The organism is Bradyrhizobium diazoefficiens (genome assembly GCF_016612535.1).
Classification (GTDB): Bacteria; Pseudomonadota; Alphaproteobacteria; order Rhizobiales; family Xanthobacteraceae; genus Bradyrhizobium; species Bradyrhizobium diazoefficiens_C.
On record NZ_JAENXS010000001.1, the window covers coordinates 163,740 to 187,115 of the forward strand.

Genomic DNA, 23,376 nt, shown 5'->3' on the forward strand with positions numbered 1-23,376 from the left:
ATTCAACGCCAAGCCTTCAACTCCAAGACTGCGCTCGAACGGGGGGACCGCGCAAGCACGGAGCTTAACGGGCCTCAAGACCCCGACAATACGGCGAAAACCCGCCTCGCGCCTTCACTTTGGCGTTGGCGCCACAGCTAGATCGGACGCCGCATCACCCAGATCAGGATCAGACCGGCCACGGCGGAGCCGATCCCGACGGCCCGCAGGATATTGTCCGGCGTGGCGATGGCGCTCTTCATGGCCTTGCGCATCCAGGCCGGACTTGCCGCGAACATCAAGCCTTCGAGCACGAACAGGATGCCTAAGCCGATGAGGAAGTCGGCGAACGCAATGGACCTCATCGGATTGGAACCTCCCGTTGTGCTGTTCTTGTCTGGACGAAGGGCGGCCAAACCTGCCGCCCTTGTCTAGCCTACGGTTTTGCCGGCGTCTCGGTCGCCGTCTTGCCGGACGGGTTACCAAAATATCGGAAGAAATCCGAGTCCGGCCGCAGCAGGAAGCGGGTATCGCTCGATTTCAGCCCGTTCTCGTAGGCCGTCATCGACCGGTAGAAGGCGAAGAAGTCAGCATCCTTGCCATAGGCTTCGGCGAAGAGACGATTGCGCTCGGCGTCACCGACGCCGCGGGTCTGCTCGGCCTGCGAGTTGGCTTCCGCGAGGATCACCGTGACATCGCGGTCGGCCTTGGAGCGAGTTTCCTGCGCCTTCTGGCCGCCCTGCGCGCGGAATTCGGCCGCTTCGCGCTGGCGCTCCGACTTCATCCGGTCGTACACCGCCTGGCTGTTCTGTTCCGGCAGATCGGCGCGGCGAATACGGACATCGACGACCTCGATGCCGTAACCGCCGGCCTCGCGGTCGAGTTGCTCGCGGATGCGCCCCATCAGCTTCTCGCGCTCATCACGCACCACGGTGATGAAGCTGACCTCACCGAGCACGCGGCGCAACGCCGCGTTCAGGAGCGAAGTGAGCTGAAGGTTCGCGGCCTGGATCGAGCCGACGCTCTGATAGAAGCGCAGTGCATCCTTGATGCGATAGCGCGCAAAGGCGTCCACCACGAGCCGCTTCTGGTCGGAAGCAATGACTTCCTGCGACGGGTTCTCGAGGTCGAGGATCCGCTTGTCGACGTTGATTACGGAGTTCCAGGGCGCCTTGAAGTGCAGCCCGGGGTCAGTGACGACGTCCACCGGCGCGCCGAATTGCAGCACGATGGTCTGCTCGGTCTGCTGCACCGTGAACAGCGACATGTAGGCGACGATCGCGATCAGAAGGGCTGCGAGCAGCCCTACAATGCCTGTAACCGGAGACCTCATCGTGTGCCTCCGCTCGGCTGCTGGCCGGTCGTCGTAGGCCGCTTGGCCGACAATTCGCTGAGCGGCAGATAGGGCACAACGCCCTGGCCCGACGGGCCTCCGTCGTAGATCAGCTTGTCCGAGCCGCCGAGCACGCGCTCCATCGTCTCCAGGTAGATCCGTTCACGCGTCACGTCGGGCGCCTTTTTGTATTCCTCATACACCTTCAGGAAGCGCGAGCTCTGGCCCTTGGCCTCTGCAACCGCCTGCTCCTTGTAGCCTTCGGCGGCCTGCAGGATCCGCGCCGCGTTCCCGCGCGCTTCCGGCACGACCTTGTTGGCATAAGTCTGCGCTTCGTTTTGCAGCTGCTCCAGATTGGCGCGCGCGGCCTGCACATCGCGGAAGGCATCGATCACCTGCGCCGGCGGGTCGACCTTCTGCATCTGCACCTGGGTGATCTGGATGCCGGCCCCATAGCCGTCGAGCGTCTTCTGCATCAGATCCTGCACGGTGGTCTCGGTCTGCGTCCGTGCGCCGGTCAGGATCGGCTGGATGTCGGAGCGGCCGATCACCTCGCGCATCGCGCTTTCGGCGACCGCCTTCACGGTTCCTTCGGGATTCTGGATATTGAACAGGAAGTTGCCGACGCCGTTCGGCTTGATGCGCCACAGCACGGTAAAGTCGACATCGACGATGTTCTCGTCGCCGGTCAGCATCAGGCTCTCTTCCGGCACGTCACGGACGGACCGGCCGCGCCGGGCCGGATCGTCGATCAGCGTCATGCCGATGGAAATGGTGGACACGCGCAGCGCCTTCGGCAGCAGTACCGTCTCGATCGGATAGGGCAGATGATAGTTCAGGCCCGGGTCCACGGTCCGTACGTGCTTGCCGAAGCGCAACACGACGCCCTGTTCTTCGGACTGCACGCGGAAGAAGCCGGACAGCAGCCAGAGCGCGACGATGATCAGCAGGATCAGCGTGATGCCGATGCCGGAGAAATAGCCACCCGGCATGATCTGCTGAAGCCGGTCCTGACCGCGCCGCAGAAGGTCTTCCAGATCCGGCGGCCTCGGCCCGACCGGTTGCGGGCCTGAGCCCCATGGTCCCTTCGGACCCGAGCCCCACGGGCCACCGCCCTGATTCTTCCACGGCATTCGACGCTCTCCTCGGCAGACCGGGACTAGAACTTAAGCCGGCCCGCATTGTCCGGTCCGGCTTTATAGGGGACCGGCAGGTCCCTTACAACGCAGCCCTGACCGTCCCACGAGCTATGCTCGGGGACGGAAAAGTCAATGTAAACATTGGCGAATGCAGTTAATGGGACGGCCGCCGGCGATATGTCACATAGGAGAAGTCGGCGCTGTCGTCAGGGCCGGCAGGATAGCGGACGCGGCTCGTTTCGTCCCACCCGGCCCTGTCGATCTCGAAATGCGTGTCGCCGTCGGGCCGCGCATGCACTTCCGTGATCTCGAGGCGGTCGGCGCGATCGAGCCATTGCCGGTAGATTTCGGCACCGCCGATCACCGCGATCTCGGCGACCGAACGCCGCAGGGCGTCGCCACGCGCGACTGCGCCTGCCTCCGCCGCCGACGTCGTGACGACAGCGCCGGCGGCGCGATAGTCAGCATCGCGTGTGATCACGATGTTGGTGCGACCGGGCAGCGGCCGGCGCCCAGGCAATGATTCAAAGGTCTTGCGGCCCATGATCACGGGCCTACCGATGGTGAGCGCCTTGAAGCGCTGCATGTCGGACTTCAGCCGCCACGGAATTGCGCCCCCGGCACCGATGACGCCGTTCTCCGCAGTCGCTACGACGAAGACAATCTCCATCAGGGCGCGCTCCCTGCAAGCCGCATCAGCGCCGGCCCGCTGACGCGGCACAGCGTCCAGTCGTCCATCATTACGGCGCCGAGCGATTTGTAGAACGCGATCGACGGCGCGTTCCAGTCGAGCACCGACCATTGCAGGCGCGACCAGCCGTTCTCGACGCATTCCTTCGCGAGATAGACCAGCAGCGCCTTGCCGAGACCTTTACCGCGATACGATGGCCGCACATACAAATCTTCGAGATAAATGCCGTAGCGGCCGCTGAATGTGGAGAAATTGAGGAACCACACTGCAAAGCCGACCGGCTCGCCGTTCCACTCGGCGATCGCGCAAAACAGCCGCGGATCGTCGCCGAACAAGGCTTCGGCGATCATCGCCTCGGTCGCCTCGACCTCATGCGAGAGCTTTTCATACTCGGCGAGTTCGCGGACGAAGGAAAGAACGAGCCCGGCTTCGCCAGGACGCGCGCGGCGAATGTTCAATGACATCGGTGCTAGACCGCGACCGTTGCCTTGATGTGCGGATGCGGATCGTAGCCGACGAGCTCGAAATCCTCGTAGCGGAAGGAGAAGATGTCCTTCACGTCCGGACTGATCCGCATCACCGGCAGCGCGCGCGGCGCGCGCGTGAGCTGAAGCCGGGCCTGCTCCAGGTGGTTGGAGTAGAGATGGGTGTCGCCGAACGAATGCACGAAGTCGCCGGGCTTCAGGCCCGTGACCTGCGCCACCATCATGGTGAGCAGCGCGTAGGAGGCGATGTTGAAGGGCACGCCGAGGAATACGTCGGCCGAACGCTGATAGAGCTGGCACGACAGCTTGCCGTTGGCGACGTAGAACTGGAACAGGCAGTGACAGGGCGGCAGCGCCATCTTGTCGACCTCGGCCGGATTCCAGGCCGAGACGATCAGGCGGCGCGAATCCGGGTTGCGCTTGATCATGTCGACCACGTTGGCGATCTGGTCGATGCTGCGTCCATCGGGCGCGGGCCAGGAGCGCCATTGATGGCCGTAGACCGGGCCGAGATCACCATTGGCATCGGCCCACTCGTCCCAGATGGTGACGCCGTTGTCCTTGAGATACTTGATGTTGGTGTCGCCCTTCAGGAACCACAAAAGTTCATGCACGATCGCCTTCAGCGGCAGCCGCTTGGTGGTCAGCATCGGAAAGCCGGCGGACAGATTGAAGCGCATCTGATGACCGAACACCGACAGCGTGCCCGTGCCGGTCCGGTCGGTCTTCTCGGCGCCATCTGATAGAATCCGCTCGAGCAGGTCCTGATATTGGTGCATGTGCCATGAGCCTTTGGGGGGCGTCTGCCTTTTGGGGAGGCAGCCAACTTATCGGCAGCCCCCGCCCTGCAACAGCCGCGATTCGTCGTCTGCACAGATTATACCCTCAAAGTGAGGGCTCCCGGCCGAAACGACAAGGGGCGGAACTCAGTGTCCCGCCCCTCATCTATCAGCTTGAAAGTGCTGGTTAAGTCGCCGACGCGGGGCGCGACGCGATCAGCTCTCGGATTCCGTGAACACCTCGTCGCGTTTGGAGCGCAGCATGGGCAGCAGCGTGAGCACCAGAAGGAATGCAGCAATCGCGAGCAACACGGCCGACAGCGGACGCGTCAGGAACACGCTCCAGTCGCCGCGCGAGATCAGCAGCGCACGGCGCAGGTTCTCTTCCATCAGCGGCCCCAGCACCATGCCGAGCAGCAGCGGTGCCGGCTCGAAATCGTGCTTGATCAGCCAGTAGCCGACCAGACCGAAGACGCCAGCGAGGATGACGTCAACCGGCGCGTTGTTCACCGAGTAGATACCGATCGCGCAGAAGATCACGATCGAGGGGAACATCAGCCGGTACGGCACGCGCAACAGACGCACCCAGATTCCGACCAGCGGCAGGTTGATGATGATCAGCATCAGGTTGCCGATCCACATCGAGGCGATCATGCCCCAGACGAGGTCCGGCTGCTTCTGCATGACCTGCGGGCCCGGCACGATTCCGTGAATGGTCATCGCCCCCACCATCAGCGCCATCACCGCGTTCGGCGGGATGCCGAGCGTCAAGAGCGGGATGAAGGAGGTCTGCGCCGCCGCGTTGTTGGCGCTTTCCGGGGCCGCCACGCCCTCGATCGCACCGCGGCCGAACCGCGACGGATCCTTGGCGAGCTTTTTCTCGAGCGTGTAGGCCGCGAACGACGCGATCACCGCGCCGCCGCCGGGCAGGATGCCGAGGATCGAGCCGAGCACGGTGCCGCGCAGGATCGCAGGCGTCGAGTCGATCAGATCCTTTTTGGTCGGCATCAGGCCGGTGATCTTCTGCTGCACGAGATCGCGGTTCATCTCGGCGCCGGCGTCGAGATTGCGGATGATCTCCGCGAAGCCGAACACGCCCATCGCCACCGTCGCAAAGCCGAGACCGTCGGCAAGCTCCGGAATGTTGAAGGCCATGCGCGAGGCGCCGGTCTCGATGTCCGAGCCGACCATCGACAGCAACAGGCCGAACACGATCATCGCGATCGCCTTCAGCACCGAGCCCTTGGCGAGCACGACCGCGAAGATCAGGCCGAGCACCATCAGCGAGAAGTACTCCGCCGGGCCGAACGCGAGCGCGAGCTTGGTCAGGGGCGCACCGAGCACGGCGATGAGCACGGTCGCAACGCAGCCGGCGAAGAACGAGCCGATCGCCGCGATCGCCAGCGCCGGGCCGGCACGGCCCTGCTTGGCCATGGCGTGGCCATCGATGGCGGTGACCACCGACGTCGCTTCACCGGGAATGTTGACCAGGATCGAGGTGGTCGAGCCGCCATACTGGGCGCCGTAATAGATGCCGGCGAGCATGATCAGCGCACCGACCGGCGGCAGTCCGAAGGTGATCGGCAGCAGCATCGCGACGGTCGCAATGGTGCCGATGCCCGGCAGCACGCCGACCAGCGTGCCGACGAGCGCGCCGATCAGGCACATCAGAAGGTTGATCGGAGAAAGCGCGACGGCAAAACCGTGAGCGAGGTTGGCAAAGATATCCATGACAGCCTCACTGGACCAGGAAGCGCGGGAACATCGGCATCGGCAGCCCGAGCACGTAGGGGAAGAGAAGTGCGCAGCCGAGCGTCAGGCAAGCGCCGACGATGATCGTTTCGATCCACCGCGTTTCATGCGTTCCCATCGCCGCAATCAGGAAGCTCGTGAACGCCGAAACCACGACCCCGAGCGGACGGATCGCCAAGGCGAAGAAAACGATCGAGACCATCACGAACAGCGGCCCGCGCCAGGCGTAGTGCGCCATCGCCGGTCCATCCGCCAACAGCCCCGTCAAAGCAATGCCGGCGCCAAGCGCGACGAGGAGCCCGCCAAACATCCGCGGCGCGGTGCCCGCGCCAAAGGAGAAGCCGCGCATCCCCTGCAGATCGCTGGAGGCCCACAGCGCGAACAAGGCGAGCGCCATCAGAACGATTCCGCCGACATAGTCTTGTGCCGATCTGATCGTCATGAAAACCGTAAGGATCGCCACCGCAAACAGCGGATACGAATAGATCAGCGCCAGCAGCACATCGGATGACGCCTTCTTGGTGTCACCGCTGACCGCTCCGAGCAATGCACCGGGAGCCCCGGCAACCAGCGCCGTGGCGTGGCTGATCACGACCGTAGCCGGGCCGCGTCCGGCGCCCCAGCCGAAGATCGTCCCGATGGACCAGATGAACTCGAAAATCTGCGGCGCCAGGGCAAGCAGGCAAAAGCCGATCGCCACCGACGTGTTTCTTGTGGCTGTCGCCGAGTGGCCCATTGTATCGGCCATGCATGTCTCCTCCGCGACCCGTAAGTCACGAGCACTGTTGTTCTAATCGGCTGGAAAATGGATCCTCGCCCGGATCACTGCCTAGCGATTTTCACTACACAATGCCAGCAAAACCCAACAGGCCCCCGGCGAGCAGCAGCCACAGCGGATTGATGCGCGAGACGGATGCGATCACCGCGACCGTCGCGGTCAGGAGCAGCGCAGCAATGGTGCGATCGGTCGACTGGGCCAGGATCAGGGCGCTGGCTGCCATCAATCCGATCGAGAGCGGAACCAATGCAGCCTGAATCAGGGCGGGCCAGCGCGATTGGCTCGGCCGGTTGAGGAGCCGGCTGACATAATAGGCAAGCAGTGCCGTCGGCAGGCACATCGCCAGCGTCGCGGCCAGCGCGCCGGGGATGCCGGCGACGGCATAGCCGATCAACGTGACGATAAGCACGTTCGGGCCTGGCGAGAGCTGTGCGATCGCATAGGCGTCGGCGAACTGCTTGTCGGTCATCCAGTGATGCACGTCGACCGCGATGCGGTGCATCTCGGGCACAGCGGCCGCCGCGCCGCCGACCGCGAACAGCGACATCAGACCAAAGGTGGAGATCAGCGCCCAGACCGGGTTCTCGCTGCTCATGCTGCTACCTTCCGCTGCATCAGGTATGTGACGCCGATGCTGACCGGGATTGCGACCAGCAGCACCGCCTGGAGCGGCAGGCGAAGCACGCCGATGGCAACGAACACGCCGAGCATCATGGTGAGCGCGACGACGTTTATCCGCCTGACCAGCGGCGTCATCATGCGGAAGACCACCGCGATCAGCAGGCCGACCGCCGCGCAGGAGATGCCTGCGAGAATACGACGCAGTACCTCCACGTCCCCAAACCGCGCGTAGATGATCGCGAGCACGGTCATGATCAGCGTCGGCGGCAGCAGCAGCCCCGTGAAAGCGGCAACGCCGCCCGCCATCCCGCGCAGCCGCGACCCGAACACCATCGACAGATTGACGATGTTGGGCCCGGGGAGGAAATGGCAGAGCGCAAAAGTCTCGTTGAACTCGTCCGCCGTCATCCAGCGGTGCTGATCGACGATGGCGTGCCGCGCAAACACCAGAACCCCGCCGAAACCGGCCAGCGACATCCTGGCGAAGGCCAGGAACAGCGCGGCGAGGCCGGGTGGAGGGGCGTGGGTGGCGAGGATATCCGGCTCTTGGGCGGCCGGTGCTGAATCCGAGGACATGTCAGGAGCTTAGAACGTGGGCCACGGTGCAGCCAAGAGCCTCCGGAACCTATCCAAAGGGAACCTCGCCAAGCCCGCTCGAAACACCTGTCATTTGAAACCTTTGCCCCCTATATTGGGGGTGCCGGTTCGCCGGCTATGGAAATAAACGGTCGTCGCAATAAACCATTCGGACCCGGGGGCGGTACCCGGCGCCTCCACCAAAGCTCATCGTTCGGCGAGCTTGGCCCACGGACAAGTGAGCTTCGGCGGGGGCGAAATAGGATCGACGAGGGCGTAAAGGGCGAACTTTTTCCCGGTATTGTTCCGCCGTTATCGGGCTATGCAATAGTTGCCAACGACAACTTTGCTCCGGTTGCTCAGGCTGCGTAACGCAGTTTGAAAGACCATTCTGAAGTCCTAACGGGTTAAGCTCCGTTAGGCGGGGTTCGGAGGCACCTGGCAACAGAAGCCTCCACTTACCTCTGATTTCCTTCCCGGCGGGGACTCCTGCTGACCCGTCAGGCGCGGTACTATTGCGGCTTGGCGAGTCGGGCCGGCAGGGCCCGTCTCCTGGAATGCAACAGGACCACCATGGCGACCGATCATATCCGATACGATGTGCTGGCCCGCGACGCGCTGCGCGGCGTGCTGCGCAAGGTGCTGACCGATGCCGCGTCCCATGGACTGCCGGGCGAGCACCATTTCTTCATCACCTTCGTCTCGAAGGCCGAGGGCGTGAAGATCTCGCCGCGACTGCTGGCGCAATATCCGGAAGAGATGACGATCATCCTCCAGCACCAGTTCTGGGATCTGACCGTGCTCGAGGACCGTTTCGAGGTCGGCCTGTCTTTTGGCGGGATTCCGGAGCGGCTGATCGTGCCGTTCAGCGCCATCAAGAGCTTCCTCGACCCGTCCGTGAAGTTTGGACTCCAGTTCGATACCTCCGACGTCGCCGAGGACGCGCCCGAGACATTGCCGGCCGCCCCTGCCCCGTCAGCCATAGCTGTGCCCGCGCCGGCCAGCGAAACGGCGGAGACCGCGGAAGAACCGACCCCGCCGAACCAGGGCGGCGCCGAAGTCGTGCGGCTCGATCGTTTCCGCAAGAAATGATCCAGGTTGGCCGCGAGGCCGTCGCGCGCGGCTAAACTGCCTGTATAAAAGTGCACATGAGAAAGCCGCACGGCGTTTCGTGCGGCAGAATGGATGTGCTATGGCAAAGACTGCTCGCTCGAACACCGTCCGCCCCGCGACCCGCATCGAGACCGACAGTTTTGGTCCCATCGAGGTCCCCGCCGACCGCTATTGGGGGGCGCAGACCGAACGCTCGCGCCAGAATTTCCGCATCGGCATCGACCGGATGCCGATCTCGCTCGTGCATGCGCTCGGCATCGTCAAGCTTGCGGCCGCACAGTCCAACCTCGAGCTCGGCCTGCTGGACCAGCGCCGGGCCAACGCCATCATCCGTGCCGCGCGCGAGGTGATCGAAGGCAAGCTGGACGACCATTTCCCGCTGGTGGTGTGGCAGACCGGCTCGGGCACCCAGAGCAACATGAACCTCAACGAGGTGATCGCCAACCGCGCCAACGAGATGCTCGGCGGCGAGCTCGGCGCCAAGAAGCCGGTGCACCCCAACGATCATGTCAACATGAGCCAGTCGTCGAACGACTCGTTTCCCACCGCGATGCATATTGCGGCGGCAAGCCGCGTCAATGCCGATTTGGTCCCGGCCCTCGGCGAGCTGCACCGCGCACTCCGCAAGAAAGAGAAGGAGTTTGCCAGGATCGTGAAGATCGGCCGCACCCACACCCAGGATGCGACGCCGCTGACGCTCGGCCAGGAATTTTCAGGCTATGCCGCGCAGGTCGAAAGCGGCATCGCGCGGCTCAAGGTCGCGGTGAAGGACCTCTATCCGTTGGCGCAGGGCGGCACAGCCGTCGGCACCGGCCTCAATTCCAAGCCGCGCTTTGCAAAATTGTTCGCAAAGCACGTGGCCTCGATCACGAAACTCCCCTTCATCAGCGCCGCCAACAAATTCGAGGCCCTGGCCTCCAACGATGCCTATGTGCTGGCCCACGGCGCCATCAATTCCGTCGCGACAGGCCTGTTCAAGATCGCCAACGACATCCGCCTGCTCGGCTCAGGCCCGCGTTCGGGCCTCGGCGAACTGATCCTGCCGGAGAACGAACCGGGCTCATCGATCATGCCGGGCAAGGTCAATCCGACGCAGTGCGAGGCGATGACCATGGTGTGCTGCCAGGTGTTCGGCAATCAGACGACAATAACGGTCGCCGGCAGCCAGGGCCATTTCGAGCTCAACGTCTACAAGCCCGTGCTGGCCTACAACATGCTGCACTCGATCCGGCTGATGGCTGACGCCGCGCGGTCCTTCACCGAGCATTGCGTCAGCGGCATCCGCGCCGACGAAAAGCACATCAAGGAGCTGATGGAGCGTTCGCTGATGCTGGTGACCGCGCTCGCGCCGAAGATCGGCTACGACAACGCGGCCAAGGTGGCCAAGACCGCGCATGCCAACGGCACGACGCTGAAGGAGGAGGCGCTCCGGCTCGGCTTCGTCTCGGCCGACGAGTTCGACCGTCTGGTGCAGCCGGAAAAGATGACGAGGCCCGGATGAATTCCGAATTCCGATAGTCATCCGTAATGATACGGAGCCCCAAGGCTCATAAATTTAGGGCTTAAAGGGCAGGATTTGATTACCGTCAATGTCGCAGAGAGGATGCGTGCTACCCATTCTCTCTCCCCGAGTGCGGGGGCAAATTCATCGTTTGATGGCCGAGCGGCCGATTGACGAGGACAAGCGAATGGCGATCAAATCTCATGGGGCGCGACGTGGCGCCTGGTTTCTGAATGTTTCATCTAGCCTGAAAAGGATCGGATGATGGAGACGCGGCATGGGGAACGTCATCAACCTGAACCGCTTCCGGAAGCGCGCCGAGCGGGAAGCCTCGGCGAAGCAGGCGGACGCCAACCGGGCGAAGTTCGGCCGCACGAAGGCCGAGCGATCGGTGGAGGAGACGCAGGCGGACCAGGCGAAGGCGCATCTGGACCAGCACCGGATCGATCGCGAGGAGCAGCCATGAAGTCGCCCGTCGTGAAGCGTTCGATCGTAGTCGCCGGCCACAAGACCAGCGTCAGCCTGGAAGAGGCGTTCTGGAATGGCATGAAGGAGATCTCGGGCCTGCGCAACATGACGCTGTCCGAGCTCGTGGGTGAAATCGACTGCGGCCGCCAGCAGGGCAATCTGTCCTCGGCGATCCGCTTGTTCGTGCTCGACTACTTCAAGAGCCGCGCCATGGCCGCCATCCAGCCCGAAAAGGTCCCGGCCCAGTAGTGCCGAGGCGCTCTGCCCACGCCTTCGTGATCTGCACTTTAAAATCGCTCTAAGGTGCAGTTTCGGAGCGCGTGCGCGCTTGACCTGCATGCCCTGCGTTGAAAATACAGGGCATGACCGACACCCATGATACGCGCCGCGAGATGCCGCTGGGCCTGGCCCAGCGCGGCTACACCGGCGTCATTCAGCACCTCTCCGCCAAGGACGCGGGCTCGGCACTCTCGGACATCGAGCTCGAGAGCCGGCTGATCGAGCTCGGCTTCGTCGAGGGCGCCCGGGTCGAGATCCTGCACGAGGGGCTGGTCGGGCGCGACCCGATCGCCGTGCGTGTCGACAACATCACCATCGCGGTGCGTCGCCGCGAGGCCATGGCCATCATCGTCGCCTGAGAATCGCGACCGGAAATTCGAGTCCATGGAATTACCCCTGCTGCATCTCGCCCTGGTGGGCACGCCAAACAGCGGCAAGACCTCGCTGTTCAATGCGCTGACCGGCAGCCGGCAGAAGGTCGCGAACTATCCGGGCGTCACCGTCGAGCGCAAGGAAGGCTTCTTCGTCACCCCGCTCGGCCGCCAGGTCTCCGTCGTCGACCTCCCCGGCACCTATTCGCTGCGCGGCCGCAGCCCGGACGAGGAGATCACTCGCGACTTCGTGCTCGGCAAGGCCACCGGCGAGACCGTGCCCGACCTCGTGCTGTGCGTGGCCGACTCGACCAATCTGCGCCTGACCATCCGCCTGCTGCTGGAGCTGAAGCGCACCGGACGGCCGATGATCCTCGTGCTCAACATGTTCGACATCGCGAGCCGCCGCGGCATCTCGGTCGACGTCGAACGGCTCGCCAAGGAGCTCGGCGTGCCCGTGGTCACCTCGATCGCGGTGCGCAAGGGCGGCACGGCCGATCTGTTGAACCTGACCGACGAGATCTCGGCGAAGCTCGCCGCCGAGCCTGCGGAGAACAACTGGCGCGCGCTCAGCGTTGCCGAGCTGCGCGCCACCCAGCGCGAGGCCGATCGCATCATCTCCGACTGCGTCAGCCTGCCGGCTAGGCCCGACACCTTGACCGCACGGATCGATGCCGTGGTGCTGCACCCCGTCGGCGGGCTCGTGGTGCTGGCGGCTATCCTGTTCGTGATGTTCCAGGCGGTGTTCGCGTGGGCACAGCCGCTGATGGAGCTGCTGCAATCCGGCTTCGATGCGCTCGGCGAGTTCGTGCACGCCACGCTACCCGCCGGCCTGTTGCAGAGCTTCCTCCAGAACGGCGTGATCTCGGGCGTCGGCAGCGTCATCGTGTTCCTGCCGCAGATCATCATCATCTTCCTGTTCATTCTGCTCTTGGAAGATTTCGGCTACATGGCGCGCGCCGCCTTCCTGATGGACCGCATCATGGGCGGTGCAGGGCTGCACGGCCGCGCCTTCATTCCGCTGCTGTCGAGCTTTGCCTGCGCCATTCCCGGCATCATGGCGACGCGCGTGATCGACAACAAGCGCGACCGGCTGACCACGATGCTGATCGCGCCGCTGATGACCTGCTCGGCGCGCATACCGGTCTACACGCTGATCATCTCGGCCTTCATTCCGGCCAAGGACGTCTGGGGCTTCATCAACCTCCAGGGCCTCGTGATGTTCGGCCTCTACGCCACCGGCATCGTCAGCGCGCTCGCCGTCTCGTTCCTGATCAAGTTCTTCATGCTGCGCGACTATGCGCCGGCGCCGTTCATGCTGGAGCTGCCGGATTACAAGGTGCCCCGCCTGAAATCGATCGCGATCGGTGTCACCACGCGGGCCAAGATGTTCCTCCACCGCGCCGGCACCACGATCTTCTCGATGATGGTGCTGATCTGGTTCCTCGCCTCGTTCCCGCAGCCGCCGGCGGGCAGCACGGAGCCTGCCATCGACTTCAGCTTAGCTGCGATCATCGGCAAGGCGATCGAGCCGCTACTTAGCCCCGTCGGCTTCAACTGGCAGATCGCGGTCGCGCTGATTCCCGGCATGGCGGCGCGCGAAGTCGCGGTCGCAGCGCTCGGCACCGTCTATGCGATCGAAGGCGGCAAGGAGGCGGCCGAGCAGATCGGCCAGGTGCTGGCGACGAAGTGGTCGCTTGCCACCGCGCTGTCGATGCTCGCCTGGTACATCTTCGCCCCGCAATGCGCCTCGACGCTCGCCGTGATCCGGCGCGAGACCGGGAGCTGGCGATGGATGGCTGCAACCTTCGCCTACATGCTGGTGCTGGCCTATGCAGCAAGCCTCGTGACGTACAATGTCGCTGTGGCGTTAGGGGCCGGCTAGCCTCCCGCAAAACCAAAACGCGAAAACAACCCCATGCACAGTAGACCGGGGCTGTCCGGGTGATGCCTGTCACGGCCGCGAAGCGCCACATACCGGTTGACCCGTCGGGCAAAACACCGGCACAATGGCATTATCGGAAATTCCGCAGCGACTCGTCCCTGCACCGGTTCCTCGGTGAGGCGCGTACTGCGCCAGCCTCGCGAGCCAGGCCGCCGCTTCTCCGCATGGAACCCGGCGCCTTCCTTCGAGTTCCTTATCGGCATCCTTTTTCGGCCGGAGCCTTTAACACCGATGGCGCCCTTTTCGGGGTGAAAGCGTCAGGAAGTTCGATGATCAATAAACCCAGCGCCGATCAAGACGGTGAGCCCAAGGATTTGCCGCGAATTTCGACAGGCAGCGCTGGGCTCGATGACATTCTCGGAGGGGGCTTCGACGCCAACCGGATGTACCTGTACGAGGGCAGACCGGGCACCGGCAAGACCACCATGGCGCTCCAGTTCCTGCTGCGCGGGGTCCACAGTGGCGAACGCGTGCTCTACATTTCCCTGTCCGAAACGAAGCGCGAGCTCGATCTCGTCGCGAAACGGCATGGCTGGTCGCTCGAAGGTGTCGACATCTTTGAACTGGTGCCACCGGAGACGACGCTCGATCCGGACCGCGAACTCACGGTGTTCCATCCCGCCGAGATGGAATTGGGCGAAACGACGAACCTTGTTTTCAAGGAGGTCGAGCGCATCAATCCGACCCGCGTGGTGCTCGACAGCCTGTCCGAACTGCGGCTCCTTGCTCAGAACCCGCTTCGATACAGACGCCAGGTCCTGGCGCTGAAGCACTTCTTCACCAACCGCAATTGCACCGTCGTGCTTCTCGACGATCTCTCTTCGTCCCAGGACGACCTGCAACTGCATTCCATTGCGCACGGCGTCGTGATGCTCGAACAGCTCGCCATCGATTACGGCGCGGAGCGGCGGCGGCTTCGCGTGATCAAAATGCGCGGCATCAAGTTTCGCGGCGGCTATCATGATTTCACGATCGAACAAGGCGGCCTGCATATCTTTCCCAGGCTGGTCGCCGCCGAGCATCACAAGCCTTTTCGCGGTGAGTACACTCCCAGCGGCAACGCCGAACTGGATCAGCTTTTGGGAGGTGGCCTCGAGCGCGGCACCAACGCGCTCCTCATAGGCGCCGCCGGCGTCGGCAAGTCATCCGTTGCATTGACCTATGCAATAGCGGCGGCCGAACGCGGCGAACACGCCGTCTTTTTCGCTTTCGATGAAGGCCGCGGCACGGTCGAAGCGCGGGCCAGGACGCTCGGTTTGCCTCTCGAAAAACACATCGAGTCCGGACTTGTCCGGTTTCAACAGATCGATCCGGCCGAACTGTCGCCGGGCGAGTTCGCCGCAAACGTGAGAAAAAGCGTTGAATGCGACAACGCGCGCATCGTCATCATCGACAGCTTGAATGGGTACCTCAATGCCATGCCGGACGAGCGCTTTCTCATCCTGCAGATGCACGAGCTCCTGAGCTATCTTGCGCAGCAAGGCGTGCTGACGATCCTGGTTCTCGCTCAGCATGGGCTGGTCGGCCCGATGGATACGCCACTCGACATCAGCTATTTGAGCGACGCTGTGATCATGCTGCGATATTTCGAGGTGGGCGGCACGGTGCGGCGCGCCTTGTCGGTCGTCAAGAAGCGCAGCGGTCATCACGAGCACACGATCCGCGAGTTTCGCCTCAGCAGCGCCGGCATCAAGCTGGGTCCGCCGCTCAAGGAATTCAGCGGCATCTTTTCGGGCAATCCGCGTTATACTGGTACCGCAATGCCTGAAGGACCGGCTGAATGAACGTCGAGCGAGATCATCATGTTCTCGTCTTTGCTCCGATAGGACGCGACGGACTGGCCGCCGCGGAGCTTTTCCGCAGCTCGAACCTCGAAACGATCATCTGCCGAAGTCTTTCCGAACTTGTCACCGAGATGACCGCTGGCGTGGGCGCGGTTTTGCTTGCCGAGGAAGGCTTGTTCGGAAAGGACACAGCGCCGCTGGCGCAATGGATCGCGAACCAGCCACCATGGTCCGACCTTCCTTTCGTCATTCTCACCAGCCATCGCGAGCATCCCGCCGTCGTCGCATGGCGCCGCGGCGTCGTCTCACTTCTCCGAAACGTCTCACTGCTTGAACGACCGATCCAGCCGATGACGCTGACAAGCGCCATTCAGTCGGCGATGCGAGCCCGGAGGCGTCAATACGAGATCCGGACATTGCTCGCGGCTCGCGAGCAGACAGCCCAGCAACTCGAAAAACTGGTCGTCGACCGCACCCGCGCGCTGAAGGAAGCCAATGAACAATTGCGCCTCGAAATGAACGAGCGCGCCCGGGTCGAGGAGACGCTCCGCCAGGCTCAGAAGATCGAAGCCATCGGCCAGTTGACCGGGGGGGTGGCGCATGATTTCAACAATCTGCTGATGGTCATTTCCGGTGGCCTGGACATGCTTGACCGTCAGACAGACCCAAACCGCCGTCGCCGGTTGATGGACGGCATGGTCCAGGCTGCGCAGCGCGGGGCCAGCCTGACCAGGCAGCTTCTTGCGTTCTCTCGGCGGCAGACGCTCCGGCCAGTACCCGTTGACGTCGTCTTGCAGATGGGCGGCATGCGCGAACTGCTCGATCGAAGCCTGAGAGGCGACGTCCACGTCGAGTTCGATTTTCCGGACACGCTCTGGCCGGTGGAGGTCGATCCTGGCGAGCTCGAGCTCGTGATTCTCAACCTCACGGTCAACGCCCGGGACGCGATGCCCAACGGCGGCACGATTGTCGTGCGAGGAGAAAATCTCCCGGATATGAATGACGAGCAGATCATTGGCGACTACGTGCGCCTGTCCGTCGTCGATACCGGCATCGGCATGGAGCCGGAGATTCTGTCGCGCGTTTTCGAACCGTTTTTCACGACCAAGGAAGTTGGAAAGGGGTCTGGACTGGGCCTTGCCCAGGTCCATGGATTTGCGACGCAGTCACGGGGGACGGTCCGCATTCGATCGCAAGTCGGCCAGGGCACCAGCATCGAGCTTTACCTGCCGCGATCCCACGGCGTCCCGCCCAAGAAGCGGCACCTCATCGATCTCAACATGGTGCGGCCGAAAAAGGACAACCATGGCAGGATCCTGCTGGTCGAAGACGACGACGAAGTTGCGGCACTGGTGAGCGAGATGCTTGCGCAGCTCGGCTACGAGGTCACACGTGCTGCGAGCGGTGCCGCCGCCCTCGGTGCCCTGGCCGACGGCCGCGCAGTCGACCTCATCTTTTCCGACATCATGATGCCGGGCGGCATGAATGGGGTCGAGTTGGCGCATGAGATCAAAAGAAGACGCAGCGACATCCCCGTCCTTCTGACCAGCGGATACTCCGAAGCCGCGGTTCACGAAGCCGAACAGGCGGGCATCCGGATTTTGCCCAAACCATATCATATCGACGAGCTGGGCGCGGCGCTCAGCGCGGTGAAGTCGGAACTTAGGCTCGACGCAGAATCCAAGCGATCCAACCGGCACTGATGTCACACGGTTTCGCATTGCGAAAGGATCGACGACAGGCCTTAGCAGCGGTTATCTATCTCCATGGATCACTTCAGCACCGACAGATTGACCGCCGATAAACTGCGCGAGGACCATCTCCCCGACCTGGTCGCGTTGCATCTCGATGCCGAGGTGTCCCGCTATCTCGGCGGCGTACGCTCGGCGGAGACGACGAAGACCTATCTTGCCACCAACATGGCGCATTGGGATCAGCACGGCTTCGGGTTGTGGGTGCTACGAACGAAAGACGGAGCCTTCGCCGGACGGGCAGGCATCCGGCACATCCTCGTCGAGGGCATAGACGAGATCGAGATCGCCTACACGTTCAAGCGAGATCTCTGGGGCCAAGGGCTTGCAAGCGAGATCGCGACTGCGCTGACGGAGATCGGTCTGTCGCAACTCGCGCTGCCGTCTCTCATCGGCCTGGTCTTCGTCGCGCATGGCGCATCCCGCCGCGTGCTAGAGAAATCGAACTACGTGCTCGAGAAGAGCACGACGCATCATGGCGAGGACGTCGTGATCTACCGTATCCGGAGATGAGAAACGGCTTGGCGGGATCGGACAGCCCAACATGATCAGTCGGGCCAGGAATGACGTTGAATGAATTCGGATGCGGAGAACATCGTCAGATTGTATCGCCGACATGCGGCTGCATGGCTGCACCAGCGGGAACGACATCTGATCGAGCGCAAATGGCTCGATCGATTGATCGCGCAGTTGCCGGCGCAACCTAAAGTGCTGGATATCGGATGCGGTCCCGGAGAGCCGATCGCGCGCTATTTGCTCGAAACGGGGTGTACCGTGACGGGGATCGATGCTGCTCCGGAAATGATCGATATTGCAAAAGACACTTTTCCCGGCGCAACCTGGCTCGTTTCAGACATGCGCTCTCTGAATTTGAATGCGAGGTTCGACGGCTTGCTGGCCTGGGATAGCTTATTCCATCTAAGCCCCGACGACCAACGCCACATGTTTCCGATTTTTCGGCGGCATGCCGACGCCGACGCGGCGCTGATGTTTACCAGCGGCCCGTCGTTCGGGGAAGCCATCGGGAGTTTCGAGGGTGAGCCGCTTTATCATGCGACTCTCCACGCGGCTGAATATCGCCAATTGCTCGACAGTAACGGCTTCGACGTCGTCGATCATGTGGTCGAAGATCCCGAATGCGGCCGGCACACCGTCTGGATCGGACGATTCCGCAGCACGGCTTCGCTGCCTGACGTCAGCTCTTAGCGAAGTCCGTCAGACTTGGTTTCATCCCAGGGCCACTGGTTTCGCAAGAGCCGGCCCATCCTGTGGGACGAGAGACGGCCGCGACGCTCAGCCGGCGCGCAGCCGGACCACCGACTGCGGCAACGACGCGAGAAACAGCACGGCGCAGACGCACAGCAGAACGATATCCTTGAACAGGAACTCGCCGGTCAAGTTCCACGCCATCGGATCGGCTGAGAGGCTCCATCTGACGACGCCCGGCGTCGTGAAGAAGAACGACCACGTGATCGCGAAGGTCACGATGCCCATGAATGAACCGAGAGCGGACAAGACAGGGCTGAACGCGCCGGCCGCGAGCAGCGCCGCAATCACGAATTCAGACACACCGAGGACATACGCCTCGCCTCTCAGCCCGAATATCGACAGCCAGGAGATGAAGGGACTGTTGGTGATGAACTGAGCAATGCCCTGTGCCGACTGCAGCGTGAATTTCTGCATCCCGAACGATACGAAGATGATCACCATGACCCAGCGGAGAATGGCGAGAGGACGATAAGAACCGCCTCCGTCCTCGGCGACGTTGAACCCCTGCATATGACGATGTCTCCCCGGATTGCAAATGCTTCGGCGAGCGAAACATGCGCTCGCCAAGTTGCTCTACGAGGAGGAGCTTGCGTCGTTACGCGTCTCCGGAGTTCCATCGATCACAGCCGCGTGCATTGCGCGTGTACGAGCCGCAGCGTGAGATCCGCGCTGAAACGCGCCCACCCGGATCGCCGCAGCCGCCTCATGGCTCCGCAGCCTCATGGCTCCAACGTGTAGGAGCGCCCAGGCTCGAGCACGTAGATGGTCAGAAAGCGGAGCGGATGGTCCGGGTCGCAATTGCGAAACAAGGTATGCTGGACATCCGCCCGATCCTGCAACGTTTCGCCCGCACGATACTGTCGCGGCTCGTCATCGCCATACGCGGACTCGGCAACGCCTTCGACGATGTAGACCGCGCCTGCAACGGGATGCCGGTGAAGCGGAGCGACACCACCGGGCGGATAGGTGACCTCGACAACCATGAGCTCCTGCTGTTGGCCGGGCAATGGAAGACGTTCGAGAATTTTGCGCGTGACACCGGCAAAGCCTGCCTGCTGCGCGCTTGCGTGAGCGTCGGGACGTTCAGCCATTGGGGACCTTTCTCGTCTTGCATTGAGTTGTCATCGGCGCGCCGACTCCTAGGCTAAAGCTTTACAACGACCTTGCCGAAATGTGAGCCGGTCCGGAGGTGGGCATAGGCTTCGGGGACCTCGTCGAAGCCGTAGACCCGATCGAGGATCGGGTGGATCGCGTGTTCGATCAGGAAACGGTTCATCGCTGCGAAATGTTCGACTGACCCGACGGTGACGCCGATGATGTCGGCATTCTCCCACTGAAGGCGCGCGAGGTCGGGCTTCGGGCCGAACCCGGTCAAAACACCGATCTGAACGATGTTGCCGCCCGACGCGACCGATCGCAGCGATCGGTCATAGGTGCCGGGACCGCCGAGTTCGAGGATATGACTGGCACCTTCGCCATCGGTCGCTTTCATCAGGGCGACATCCCAGTCCGGCGTGTCACGGTAATTGATGAGGATCGAGGCGCCCAGCGCCTTGGCACGGGCGAGCTTTTCATCCGAGGAGGATATCACGATCGCACGCGCGCCCAGCGCCGCTGCGAACTGAAGCCCGAACAGCGCGACGCCACCCGTTCCCTGGACCAGCAGCGTGTCGCCCTTGCCCATGGCGCCGCGTGCGATGAGGCCGTGCCAGGCCGTGACGCCGGCACAGGGCAATGTCGCGGCCTCGATCGAGGTGAGATGCGCCGGCACGGAGACGAGTGCCGTTGCCGGCAGCACGACGTACTCCGCCAACATTCCGTCCATCGTGTCGCCACCGAGGGCTGACGGAACATAGCTGGCCTTGAACGGCCCCGAGATCCAATCGCGAAAGAACGATGCGACAACGCGGTCGCCCACTTGCCATTGCACGACGCCGGAGCCGATTGCGTCAACGATTCCTGCACCATCGGAGAGCGGCACGCGGCCGTTGAGCGCACCCTGACCTACGCGATCGCGGATCAGCAGGTCGCGGTAGTTGAGACTTGCCGCTTCGACCCGGATGCGGACCTCTCCGTTTGCGGGCTCGGGCTTGCTGACATCAGCTCGCACAAGGCCGCCCGCACCAGCACCGCTATTGAGATGGTAGGCTTTCATCGTCGCTCCTTCGCAAGGGGGTATTCACCTGGATGAGCAGAGTCTGTAAGGTCTGACAGCGCTGTCAGGGTCAAGAGGTTTTCAGGTGAAGATTGGTGAACTCTCCCGGCGGACGGGCGTCAGCGTCCGAATGCTGCGTTACTACGAAGGCGAAGGACTGCTTGCTCCCCTGCGAACCAATTCCGGCTATCGCGACTATGGCCCGGCCGAAGAGGAAACGGTGCGGCGGATCAAGATGCTTGGCTCCGCCGGCATGACGCTCGAAACGATCCAGCGGCTACTGCCGTGCGTGCAAAACAACGATCCGGCTTTCACGCCATGTAACGAGCTGCGCAGAATACTCGCGCAGCAGGTCGGCCTGATCGACGAACGAATCGAAACACTCAGCCAGAGCCGGAAAATTCTGGCGGGCTTCCTCGCAAGCGTGAACTGATCGCACACCTCGCGTCGATGCCTGGCGTCCGCCGCTTCCGCAAAGACGCTTTCGTTTGTAACCGCGTTGCCTCTCTCCGCCCGGCCACGCGACCATCGCCGCCTCGGCTGCACCTTTCAGTTCGCCGTCCTTGGCCTGGACGGCCATGCCCTGGAAGACACCGTTTCGATCAAGTTCGCGCGAATTTCCAAACGCGTTCCACTGGAATTTGAATGGCGTTCCCGCGATCGGCTGTTTATTGTCGATTCATGTCGCGTCTTATATGTCTTTTTGTTGCTGTTATCCTGTCGCTGCTGCCGGTCGTTGCACGCGCGGCGTCGGCCGCTAAGAAGCCCAAGCAAACCTGGCACGGCTACGGCTTCCTGCCGGGCTATCGCCAGCCGCTGAGCAACAGCCAGCCGCTCTACGCGCAGAAAAACGGCTTCAGGCGCTACGCGCGCGAAAACCAGCGCCCCTGGTATATCGATCGCGTGCCGGTCTATTACCGCTACTTCGACGGCGAATGGCATTATTTCGGCCGGCCCGGCTTCGCCGGCCCCCGCTACAATGGCGGCAGCTTCGGCCCGTGCTGGACACGGACGCCGATCGGCGCGGTCTGGAATTGCGGCTGAGCCGCCGGGCTCTGCGCTCTTACCTGAAATACCCCAGCACGAGATCGGTATCCGCACTGGCGGCGACCGTGCCGTTCAGCTCGGCGTCGATGACGCGGCGGCAGGCTTCGATCGCGGCGTGGTCGCCGAGATCGTTGGCGGCTTCCAGCACCAGCCATGCGGCGTCGACCGTGGCCTTCTCCGGAGCCGGTCCGCCGGTCTCGGCGGCGAGGTTGTTGTTGAGGCGCTTGGTCTTGTTCGGATTCTTGCGAAGAGCGGTGCCGAATTGAGGCAACATTGCAGATACTCCCTGCCAATTCCCGGATGAAGCTCAGTGAACCTGGAGCTCGGGCTGACGACCCGTCGCGGGATCGGTGCCGGCGCTGTTCTTGCGCGACTGGTAGAACTTCAAGATGCTGCGCGAGGTCTCGATCTTGAGCCGACCGAAATCGCGCTCGTTGTCGTGGAGCTCGCGCGCCGTGATCAAATGATCCTTGGCGCCGAGGAACAGCAGCGACATCGTCGTGTCCCAGGAGAAGTCGAGCGCCTTGCACAGCACCAGGATCATCTCGCGGTTGCGGTCCATCAGCGCGCGCTCGATCACGTCGACCGGCAGCGACGACAGCAGCGACAGGCCGATCTGCACCTCGTCGAAACGGTGCTGGCGCGCATAGTTCGAGATCGAAACCTGGTTGAGGTTGCCCTGCCGGTACTGCGTCGTCACCACGCGCTTGGCGACGAAATAGCTGCGCGAGGACGGGCCGAACTTGGACTGCAAATCGCCGGTGACCTCGGTCACCGAGCTCTGGATCTGCGACATCATTTCCGGGCGCTCGGTCTCGAGCCGGCGGCGGACGTCTTCAGATGCCTTGGAGATGAGTTGCTGGAAGACATGGCGCGGCACGTCCTTGCGCAGGCCGAGCTGCTCGGCGAGGATCGAATCGCCCTCGGCGCGCCGGACCATGTGCAGCAGGCCCGAGCCGGAGAAGCGCGCGCCCTCGTTCCTGGCGACCGCGGTGACAACCTCCTGGTTACCACGCTTGACGAGAACGTCGGTCACGGCCTCGCCGATCGATTCGCGCTGGGAGATCGCGAGCAAATGCGCCTGGCCCTTGGTCAAGGCGCTCGCGACCAGCAGCTTCTCGTCGATCCGGGTCGAGTCGCGCAGCACCGGGCCTGCGACCGCGATCTCGTCGTCGAAGGCGAGCTTCTCGATGACGTTGAGCGGAGCATGATCGCAGCCCGCCATCAATTCGGAGAGCTGCGCTCGCGCCTCGACCTCGATCTCGTCGGCTAGCCGCCCGATGACCTCGCCGAACATGCTGATCTCGTCGTCGACGTAGCGACCGGTGATCAAGAGATCGGTCGCATGCCACAATGCCTTCGCCCGGCTTTCGTCGGTACCGCGCGCGATCGCGTCGTCCAGATCCTGTAGAAGCGTTGTCGCCCCGTTCATCTCGATACCCCAGTTCTTGGTGAGCCATCCTGCCTGTGCGGGCAGGACGCCGGATTCCTCTGGGAACCGACACTAGGGATCAAACGCGAGAATCCAGTAAAATCGGCAGTTCAGTTTTGCCGACGAAA

27 protein-coding genes and 1 other RNA gene are annotated in these 23,376 nt (G+C 63.0%); 13 read left to right on the forward strand and 15 right to left on the reverse strand.

The window, feature by feature from the left end:
- Positions 1 to 137 precede the first annotated feature (137 nt).
- From JJE66_RS00755 to JJE66_RS00800, 10 genes are all read right to left on the reverse strand, one after another.
- Positions 138 to 344 carry a DUF2065 domain-containing protein gene (locus JJE66_RS00755; RefSeq protein ID WP_188100998.1) on the reverse strand — a complete coding sequence of 69 codons (207 nt, stop codon included), beginning with the start codon at positions 342 to 344 and terminating at the stop codon, positions 138 to 140.
- 71 nt (positions 345 to 415) lie between these two features.
- Complete coding sequence (hflC, locus tag JJE66_RS00760; RefSeq protein ID WP_200512228.1) at positions 416 to 1,312, reverse strand: protease modulator HflC; 897 nt, start codon at positions 1,310 to 1,312, stop codon at positions 416 to 418.
- Positions 1,309 to 2,445 carry an FtsH protease activity modulator HflK gene (hflK, locus tag JJE66_RS00765; protein WP_200512229.1) on the reverse strand — a complete coding sequence of 379 codons (1,137 nt, stop codon included), beginning with the start codon at positions 2,443 to 2,445 and terminating at the stop codon, positions 1,309 to 1,311. Before hflK ends, hflC begins: the two co-directional genes overlap by 4 nt.
- A gap of 160 nt (positions 2,446 to 2,605) precedes the next feature.
- Entirely contained in the window at positions 2,606 to 3,121 is a 516-nt protein-coding gene (locus JJE66_RS00770) for a dihydrofolate reductase (RefSeq protein ID WP_200512230.1), read from the reverse strand.
- The gene (locus JJE66_RS00775; RefSeq protein WP_200512231.1) at positions 3,121 to 3,606 is read right to left on the reverse strand and encodes a GNAT family N-acetyltransferase; all 486 of its coding nucleotides are present in this window, start codon (positions 3,604 to 3,606) and stop codon (positions 3,121 to 3,123) included. The genes JJE66_RS00770 and JJE66_RS00775 overlap by 1 nt, the downstream gene beginning before the upstream one ends.
- A gap of 5 nt (positions 3,607 to 3,611) precedes the next feature.
- The gene (locus tag JJE66_RS00780) at positions 3,612 to 4,406 is read right to left on the reverse strand and encodes a thymidylate synthase (RefSeq protein ID WP_200512232.1); all 795 of its coding nucleotides are present in this window, start codon (positions 4,404 to 4,406) and stop codon (positions 3,612 to 3,614) included.
- Positions 4,407 to 4,622: 216 nt separating this feature from the next.
- Positions 4,623 to 6,137, reverse strand: a complete 1,515-nt coding sequence (locus JJE66_RS00785) for a tripartite tricarboxylate transporter permease (RefSeq protein ID WP_200512233.1) — start codon at positions 6,135 to 6,137, stop codon at positions 4,623 to 4,625.
- 7 nt (positions 6,138 to 6,144) lie between these two features.
- Positions 6,145 to 6,906: a tripartite tricarboxylate transporter TctB family protein gene (locus tag JJE66_RS00790; protein WP_200512234.1), complete on the reverse strand. Its 762-nt coding sequence runs from the start codon at positions 6,904 to 6,906 to the stop codon at positions 6,145 to 6,147.
- Positions 6,907 to 7,000: 94 nt separating this feature from the next.
- Complete coding sequence (locus JJE66_RS00795) at positions 7,001 to 7,531, reverse strand: chromate transporter (RefSeq protein ID WP_200512235.1); 531 nt, start codon at positions 7,529 to 7,531, stop codon at positions 7,001 to 7,003.
- Complete coding sequence (locus JJE66_RS00800) at positions 7,528 to 8,133, reverse strand: chromate transporter (protein WP_200512236.1); 606 nt, start codon at positions 8,131 to 8,133, stop codon at positions 7,528 to 7,530. The genes JJE66_RS00795 and JJE66_RS00800 overlap by 4 nt, the downstream gene beginning before the upstream one ends.
- Positions 8,134 to 8,217: 84 nt before the next feature.
- On the opposite strand from JJE66_RS00800, the gene ssrA reads away from it, so the two are divergent.
- From ssrA to JJE66_RS00855, 11 genes are all read left to right on the forward strand, one after another.
- Positions 8,218 to 8,592, forward strand: a transfer-messenger RNA (tmRNA) gene (gene ssrA / locus JJE66_RS00805).
- Positions 8,593 to 8,706: 114 nt separating this feature from the next.
- Entirely contained in the window at positions 8,707 to 9,225 is a 519-nt protein-coding gene (locus JJE66_RS00810; protein WP_200512237.1) for an SspB family protein, read from the forward strand.
- A 100-nt stretch (positions 9,226 to 9,325) separates the two neighbouring features.
- Positions 9,326 to 10,747 carry a class II fumarate hydratase gene (fumC, locus tag JJE66_RS00815; RefSeq protein WP_200512238.1) on the forward strand — a complete coding sequence of 474 codons (1,422 nt, stop codon included), beginning with the start codon at positions 9,326 to 9,328 and terminating at the stop codon, positions 10,745 to 10,747.
- Positions 10,748 to 11,024: 277 nt separating this feature from the next.
- Complete coding sequence (locus JJE66_RS00820) at positions 11,025 to 11,213, forward strand: DUF4169 family protein (protein WP_200512239.1); 189 nt, start codon at positions 11,025 to 11,027, stop codon at positions 11,211 to 11,213.
- Positions 11,210 to 11,464 carry a ribbon-helix-helix domain-containing protein gene (locus JJE66_RS00825; protein ID WP_200512240.1) on the forward strand — a complete coding sequence of 85 codons (255 nt, stop codon included), beginning with the start codon at positions 11,210 to 11,212 and terminating at the stop codon, positions 11,462 to 11,464. The genes JJE66_RS00820 and JJE66_RS00825 overlap by 4 nt, the downstream gene beginning before the upstream one ends.
- Before the next feature lie 113 nt (positions 11,465 to 11,577).
- A complete protein-coding gene (locus JJE66_RS00830) occupies positions 11,578 to 11,853 on the forward strand; it encodes a FeoA family protein (protein WP_200512241.1) in 276 nt (91 codons plus the stop codon).
- Positions 11,854 to 11,878: 25 nt separating this feature from the next.
- Positions 11,879 to 13,750, forward strand: a complete 1,872-nt coding sequence (locus tag JJE66_RS00835; RefSeq protein ID WP_200512242.1) for a ferrous iron transporter B — start codon at positions 11,879 to 11,881, stop codon at positions 13,748 to 13,750.
- A 329-nt stretch (positions 13,751 to 14,079) separates the two neighbouring features.
- Positions 14,080 to 15,594: an ATPase domain-containing protein gene (locus JJE66_RS00840; protein WP_200512243.1), complete on the forward strand. Its 1,515-nt coding sequence runs from the start codon at positions 14,080 to 14,082 to the stop codon at positions 15,592 to 15,594.
- Positions 15,591 to 17,297, forward strand: coding sequence for an ATP-binding protein (locus tag JJE66_RS00845; protein ID WP_200512244.1), 1,707 nt, complete (start codon positions 15,591 to 15,593; stop codon positions 17,295 to 17,297). Before JJE66_RS00840 ends, JJE66_RS00845 begins: the two co-directional genes overlap by 4 nt.
- 63 nt (positions 17,298 to 17,360) lie before the next feature.
- The gene (locus JJE66_RS00850) at positions 17,361 to 17,858 is read left to right on the forward strand and encodes a GNAT family N-acetyltransferase (protein WP_200512245.1); all 498 of its coding nucleotides are present in this window, start codon (positions 17,361 to 17,363) and stop codon (positions 17,856 to 17,858) included.
- 60 nt (positions 17,859 to 17,918) lie between these two features.
- Positions 17,919 to 18,551, forward strand: coding sequence for a trans-aconitate 2-methyltransferase (locus tag JJE66_RS00855; RefSeq protein WP_200512246.1), 633 nt, complete (start codon positions 17,919 to 17,921; stop codon positions 18,549 to 18,551).
- Between the two features lie 87 nt (positions 18,552 to 18,638).
- Here the strand turns inward: JJE66_RS00855 and JJE66_RS00860 are convergent, their stop codons facing one another.
- From JJE66_RS00860 to JJE66_RS00870, 3 genes are all read right to left on the reverse strand, one after another.
- Positions 18,639 to 19,124, reverse strand: coding sequence for a YkgB family protein (locus JJE66_RS00860; RefSeq protein WP_200512247.1), 486 nt, complete (start codon positions 19,122 to 19,124; stop codon positions 18,639 to 18,641).
- 209 nt (positions 19,125 to 19,333) lie between these two features.
- On the reverse strand, positions 19,334 to 19,705 hold the full coding sequence (locus tag JJE66_RS00865) for a cupin domain-containing protein (RefSeq protein WP_200512248.1): 372 nt from the start codon (positions 19,703 to 19,705) through the stop codon (positions 19,334 to 19,336).
- A gap of 53 nt (positions 19,706 to 19,758) precedes the next feature.
- Positions 19,759 to 20,769 (reverse strand): NAD(P)-dependent alcohol dehydrogenase, encoded by a 1,011-nt coding sequence (locus JJE66_RS00870; protein WP_200512249.1) that lies wholly within the window; start codon positions 20,767 to 20,769, stop codon positions 19,759 to 19,761.
- A gap of 85 nt (positions 20,770 to 20,854) precedes the next feature.
- Here JJE66_RS00870 and JJE66_RS00875 point away from each other — a divergent pair, with 85 nt between their 5' ends.
- Positions 20,855 to 21,202: a MerR family transcriptional regulator gene (locus JJE66_RS00875; RefSeq protein WP_200512250.1), complete on the forward strand. Its 348-nt coding sequence runs from the start codon at positions 20,855 to 20,857 to the stop codon at positions 21,200 to 21,202.
- Positions 21,203 to 21,414: 212 nt separating this feature from the next.
- The gene (locus JJE66_RS00880; RefSeq protein WP_246756023.1) at positions 21,415 to 21,813 is read left to right on the forward strand and encodes a hypothetical protein; all 399 of its coding nucleotides are present in this window, start codon (positions 21,415 to 21,417) and stop codon (positions 21,811 to 21,813) included.
- A gap of 19 nt (positions 21,814 to 21,832) precedes the next feature.
- On the opposite strand, the gene JJE66_RS00885 is transcribed toward JJE66_RS00880, so the two are convergent.
- Both JJE66_RS00885 and JJE66_RS00890 read right to left on the reverse strand, forming a co-directional pair.
- A complete protein-coding gene (locus JJE66_RS00885; RefSeq protein ID WP_200512251.1) occupies positions 21,833 to 22,090 on the reverse strand; it encodes a hypothetical protein in 258 nt (85 codons plus the stop codon).
- 33 nt (positions 22,091 to 22,123) lie between these two features.
- The gene (locus JJE66_RS00890; RefSeq protein ID WP_200512252.1) at positions 22,124 to 23,248 is read right to left on the reverse strand and encodes a DUF2336 domain-containing protein; all 1,125 of its coding nucleotides are present in this window, start codon (positions 23,246 to 23,248) and stop codon (positions 22,124 to 22,126) included.
- Positions 23,249 to 23,376 lie beyond the last annotated feature (128 nt).

Excerpts from the sequence above, each read along its gene's own strand:
- JJE66_RS00755 (WP_188100998.1), bottom strand. The coding sequence starts at position 344 with ATGAGGTCCATTGCGTTCGCCGACTTCCTCATCGGCTTAGGCATCCTG.
- hflC (WP_200512228.1), bottom strand. The coding sequence starts at position 1,312 with ATGAGGTCTCCGGTTACAGGCATTGTAGGGCTGCTCGCAGCCCTTCTG.
- hflK (WP_200512229.1), bottom strand. The coding sequence starts at position 2,445 with ATGCCGTGGAAGAATCAGGGCGGTGGCCCGTGGGGCTCGGGTCCGAAG.
- JJE66_RS00770 (WP_200512230.1), bottom strand. The coding sequence starts at position 3,121 with ATGGAGATTGTCTTCGTCGTAGCGACTGCGGAGAACGGCGTCATCGGT.
- JJE66_RS00775 (WP_200512231.1), bottom strand. The coding sequence starts at position 3,606 with ATGTCATTGAACATTCGCCGCGCGCGTCCTGGCGAAGCCGGGCTCGTT.
- JJE66_RS00780 (WP_200512232.1), bottom strand. The coding sequence starts at position 4,406 with ATGCACCAATATCAGGACCTGCTCGAGCGGATTCTATCAGATGGCGCC.
- JJE66_RS00785 (WP_200512233.1), bottom strand. The coding sequence starts at position 6,137 with ATGGATATCTTTGCCAACCTCGCTCACGGTTTTGCCGTCGCGCTTTCT.
- JJE66_RS00790 (WP_200512234.1), bottom strand. The coding sequence starts at position 6,906 with ATGGCCGATACAATGGGCCACTCGGCGACAGCCACAAGAAACACGTCG.
- JJE66_RS00795 (WP_200512235.1), bottom strand. The coding sequence starts at position 7,531 with ATGAGCAGCGAGAACCCGGTCTGGGCGCTGATCTCCACCTTTGGTCTG.
- JJE66_RS00800 (WP_200512236.1), bottom strand. The coding sequence starts at position 8,133 with ATGTCCTCGGATTCAGCACCGGCCGCCCAAGAGCCGGATATCCTCGCC.
- JJE66_RS00810 (WP_200512237.1), top strand. The coding sequence starts at position 8,707 with ATGGCGACCGATCATATCCGATACGATGTGCTGGCCCGCGACGCGCTG.
- fumC (WP_200512238.1), top strand. The coding sequence starts at position 9,326 with ATGGCAAAGACTGCTCGCTCGAACACCGTCCGCCCCGCGACCCGCATC.
- JJE66_RS00820 (WP_200512239.1), top strand. The coding sequence starts at position 11,025 with ATGGGGAACGTCATCAACCTGAACCGCTTCCGGAAGCGCGCCGAGCGG.
- JJE66_RS00825 (WP_200512240.1), top strand. The coding sequence starts at position 11,210 with ATGAAGTCGCCCGTCGTGAAGCGTTCGATCGTAGTCGCCGGCCACAAG.
- JJE66_RS00830 (WP_200512241.1), top strand. The coding sequence starts at position 11,578 with ATGACCGACACCCATGATACGCGCCGCGAGATGCCGCTGGGCCTGGCC.
- JJE66_RS00835 (WP_200512242.1), top strand. The coding sequence starts at position 11,879 with ATGGAATTACCCCTGCTGCATCTCGCCCTGGTGGGCACGCCAAACAGC.
- JJE66_RS00840 (WP_200512243.1), top strand. The coding sequence starts at position 14,080 with ATGATCAATAAACCCAGCGCCGATCAAGACGGTGAGCCCAAGGATTTG.
- JJE66_RS00845 (WP_200512244.1), top strand. The coding sequence starts at position 15,591 with ATGAACGTCGAGCGAGATCATCATGTTCTCGTCTTTGCTCCGATAGGA.
- JJE66_RS00850 (WP_200512245.1), top strand. The coding sequence starts at position 17,361 with ATGGATCACTTCAGCACCGACAGATTGACCGCCGATAAACTGCGCGAG.
- JJE66_RS00855 (WP_200512246.1), top strand. The coding sequence starts at position 17,919 with ATGAATTCGGATGCGGAGAACATCGTCAGATTGTATCGCCGACATGCG.
- JJE66_RS00860 (WP_200512247.1), bottom strand. The coding sequence starts at position 19,124 with ATGCAGGGGTTCAACGTCGCCGAGGACGGAGGCGGTTCTTATCGTCCT.
- JJE66_RS00865 (WP_200512248.1), bottom strand. The coding sequence starts at position 19,705 with ATGGCTGAACGTCCCGACGCTCACGCAAGCGCGCAGCAGGCAGGCTTT.
- JJE66_RS00870 (WP_200512249.1), bottom strand. The coding sequence starts at position 20,769 with ATGAAAGCCTACCATCTCAATAGCGGTGCTGGTGCGGGCGGCCTTGTG.
- JJE66_RS00880 (WP_246756023.1), top strand. The coding sequence starts at position 21,415 with ATGGCGTTCCCGCGATCGGCTGTTTATTGTCGATTCATGTCGCGTCTT.
- JJE66_RS00885 (WP_200512251.1), bottom strand. The coding sequence starts at position 22,090 with ATGTTGCCTCAATTCGGCACCGCTCTTCGCAAGAATCCGAACAAGACC.
- JJE66_RS00890 (WP_200512252.1), bottom strand. The coding sequence starts at position 23,248 with ATGAACGGGGCGACAACGCTTCTACAGGATCTGGACGACGCGATCGCG.